The sequence below is a fragment of the Streptomyces katrae genome, assembly GCF_000966975.1.
Taxonomy (GTDB): Bacteria; Actinomycetota; Actinomycetes; order Streptomycetales; family Streptomycetaceae; genus Streptomyces; species Streptomyces katrae.
The window spans coordinates 1-3,126 of the sequence record NZ_JZWV01001414.1 but is presented as its reverse complement, the minus strand read 5'-3'; the positions used below and the strand labels follow the sequence as shown (position 1 = coordinate 3,126).

The 3,126-nt window shown below is 74.8% G+C and carries 3 protein-coding genes and 1 pseudogene; 2 read left to right on the top strand and 2 right to left on the bottom strand.

Going from position 1 to position 3,126, the window contains the following annotated elements:
- Positions 1-806: pseudogene (locus VR44_RS45695) on the top strand (trypsin-like serine peptidase); the annotation flags it as partial.
- Here the strand turns inward: VR44_RS45695 and VR44_RS41770 are convergent.
- On the bottom strand, positions 760-1,155 hold the full coding sequence (locus VR44_RS41770; RefSeq protein WP_052714015.1) for a hypothetical protein: 396 nt from the start codon (positions 1,153-1,155) through the stop codon (positions 760-762). The pseudogene VR44_RS45695 and the gene VR44_RS41770 overlap by 47 nt on opposite strands.
- Positions 1,156-1,208: 53 nt before the next feature.
- Positions 1,209-2,150, bottom strand: coding sequence for an AEC family transporter (locus tag VR44_RS37835; RefSeq protein ID WP_045952209.1), 942 nt, complete (start codon positions 2,148-2,150; stop codon positions 1,209-1,211).
- 99 nt (positions 2,151-2,249) lie between these two features.
- Between VR44_RS37835 and VR44_RS37830 the strand changes: the two genes are divergently transcribed.
- Positions 2,250-3,126, top strand: an 877-nt coding sequence (locus tag VR44_RS37830) for a sensor histidine kinase (protein ID WP_245692841.1), incomplete at its 3' end; no start/stop codon positions are given.

The window sequence follows — 3,126 nt, the reverse complement described above, 5'->3', positions numbered from 1 at the left end:
GCGCGGCCTCGCCCGCTCCCCCGGCCCCGGCGGCCTCCCCCTCCCCGTCCCTGCTGCCCGCGCCGGTGGTCCCGACCGCCACGCCGGGGGTGGGGCAGGACTTCGACGGGATCCCGGTCGTCGGCCGGATGTTCGTGATGCAGGGCTCCGGCGCCTACTTCTGCACCGCCAGCGTGGTCTCCTCCCCCGGCCGCAACATGGTGCTCAGCGCGGCGCACTGCCTGCTCGGCAGCGACACCCGCCAGATCGCCTTCGTCCCGCAGTACACGCGCGCCAACCCGCGCCCGTACGGGATGTTCCCGGTCCTGCGGGACGCGGCGGGCCGCTCGAAGGTGTGGATCGCCTCCCGCTACCGCACCGAGGGCGCCGCGAAGGCCGCCACCCTCGACGTGGCCTTCGCCCAGGTCGGGCCGGACGCCGACGGTGAGGAGGTCGAGGACGTGGTCGGGGCGAACCGGCTCGTCACCGGGGCCACCTTCAACCACCCCAAGGTCCTCCTCATCGGCCACCCCGCGGCCGCGCCGCGCCCCCGCGCGTGCGTCAACAAGACGACCAAGTTCACCAGCACCGACCCGGGGAGCCCGGGATCGTTCCTGCGGATCGACTGCACCGGCTACCCGGGCGGGACCAGCGGCGGCCCGTTCATCACCCGCTTCGACGAGGACACCGCGACCGGCGACGTGGTGGGGGTGATCGGCGGCTGGGAGACCGGCGGGCCCACGGCCGACACCTCGTACAGCGCCTACTTCGGCGCGGAGATCAGGAAGCTGTACCAGTCGGCGGTCGCCGGGGTGCGGGCGGAGTGAGCACGCGCACCCAGCGGGTCCGGCGCGGGTTGCCGACCGTCCGGGGGGTCGTCGGGAGCCCCCCGGCGGTCAGCGGATCGGCCGGGGGCAGTTCGAGCTGACGGCGCAGATCGGCGAGGGCCGCGTGGACGGGCGCCAGGATGATCTCGGCGCGCGGGTGGATGTGCGCGAGGGCGTGCGCGGTGGTCTCGATCGTCTCGGCGGCGTCCTCGGCCGCGGTCCGGCTCCATCCGCCCGGCCCGCCGGCGTTCCAGGGGGCGACGGCGTCGTAGAGGTGGCAGGCGGCATCGGCCGCGGCGTCGGCCCGTTCGCCGACCCCCGGCGCCGCGATCATCGGCAGCAGCTCCATACCCGCTCAACGAGCAGAGCCCCCCGGGGGGAACGAGGCCGCACGGCGCCGCGTCAGGCGGCGACGGTCTGGAGCCAGAGCGGCAGGAGCAGGAGGGAGACCACCGAGCTCTTGACCACGACGGAGGCGGAGAGGTCGACCCCTATGTCGTAGCGCTGGGCGAAGATGAAGAGGTTCTGCGGGGTCGGCATCGCGGCGATCAGCACGAGGTAGGCCAGCCACGGGCCCCGTACCCCGAAGAGCCCCGCGCACACCGCCCAGGCCAGCAGGGGGAAGGCCAGGCACTTGAAGGCGATCAGGGCGGCCTCCTCCCGGGTGGTGTCGCGGACGCCCAGGCCCGCCCCGCCCAGGTGCAGGCCGAGGGCGAACAGGGCCACCGGCGAGGCGCTGTCGCCGACGAAGGCGGCCCCGTCGAGGAGCACCTTGGGGACGTGCACCGACAGCAGGTTGAGCAGGATGCCCGCGTTGCAGGCCAGGACGAGCGGGGTGGCGAGGGAGGCGGCCAGGGCCCGGGAGAGCCGGGTGCCGGGGCCGCCGTCGCCCGCGCGGCCCAGTTCCATGAGGGCGATCACCACGAGGGAGAGCACGCACACCTGGAACAGCAGCACCGGGAAGATCGGGGCGGCCGTCCCGAAGAAGGTGATGAAGACGGGGACGGCGAAGTAGGCGGTGTTGACCTGGACCCCGGCCATCACACGCAGGGCCACCGCCCGGGGCTCCCGTATGCCGCAGGCGGCGGCGCCGAGGACCACGGCGAGTACGGCGAGGGCGGCGGCGGCCGCGTAGCCGCCGATGGCCCGCCAGTCGAACAGGGCGCCCAGGTCGGCGGCGTAGATGTTGCCGAAGAGGTAGCAGGGGACGGCGAAGAGGAAGGCGTAGTCGGAGAAGGCCTTGGAGGCCTCCGCCGGCACGGTCTTGCGGCGGGCGAGCAGGACCCCGCCGCCGAAGGCCAGCAGGACCGGCACCAGTTTCTCGAGTGCGGCTGCCCCGCCCATGCGTCGTACCGGTCCCCTCGTGCGCCGTGCGGACGTCGTCGTCCGACGGCGTGCAGACTATCCGCCCCTTCGCGGCACCGGCGCTTAGGCTGGCGGATCATGAGGTTCACTCCGCGCTTCCCCGGCTTCCCCGGCCGTGCCCGTAAGACCCCCGGAGCGCGAACCGCCCGGCGGGAGGCCGCCGGGCGGTTCGCGCAGCTGTCCGTGGCGCTGCGCACCCCCGCCCGGCCCGGCGAACCGCTGCTGGCCCGGGCGCCGCGCCGGTGGCAGCGGATGGCGCCCTTCGCCGTGGCGGCCGTGTTCGTGGTGGTCCTGCTGCCGGTCACGATCGCGGTGCTGACCAACGACTACCGGCTGGGCGGCGGATGGGCGGGGGCGCTGGGCGTGGCGCAGACGGTGCCGCTGCTGCTGGCGGTGACCCGGCCGGTGCCGGCCTGGGCGGCGGTGCTGGCGGCCGACCTGCTCGGGGCGGTGCTGCTGGCCTCCGCCGACGGTGTGGCGGGGCGGCCGTGGCCGTGGCCGCCGATGGAGATCGTCGGCTACCTGGTGCTGATGGCCTGCCTGGGGCTGCGGGAGTCGGTGCGGACCCTGGTCGGGGTATGGCTGGCGACCGGGGCGGTGGGGGTGGTCCTCGGGTTCTTCGCGCCGGGCGGGGTCACGGACACCGTGGCCCTGCTGTTCGTGCTGGGCGGTGTCATGCTGGCGCTGACCGGTGCGCTGCGCGGGCTGGGCGACGCCCAGCAGCGGATCGCGGAGCAGGAGAGCATCAGCGAGGCGGAGCGGGCGCGGCGCACGCTGCTGGAGGAACGGGCGCGCATCGCACGGGAGTTGCACGACGTGGTGGCCCACCACATGTCGGTGATCACCGTGCAGGCCGACTCCGCTCCGTACCGGCTGCCGGGGATGGAGGAGCCGGTGCGCGAGGAGTTCGCGGCGATCGCGGCGAGCGCGCGCGAGTCGCTGGGCGAGATGCGGC

Bases quoted from the DNA above. Each gene is read 5' to 3' on its own strand.
- VR44_RS41770 (WP_052714015.1), bottom strand. From the start codon at position 1,155: ATGGAGCTGCTGCCGATGATCGCGGCGCCGGGGGTCGGCGAACGGGCC.
- VR44_RS37835 (WP_045952209.1), bottom strand. From the start codon at position 2,150: ATGGGCGGGGCAGCCGCACTCGAGAAACTGGTGCCGGTCCTGCTGGCC.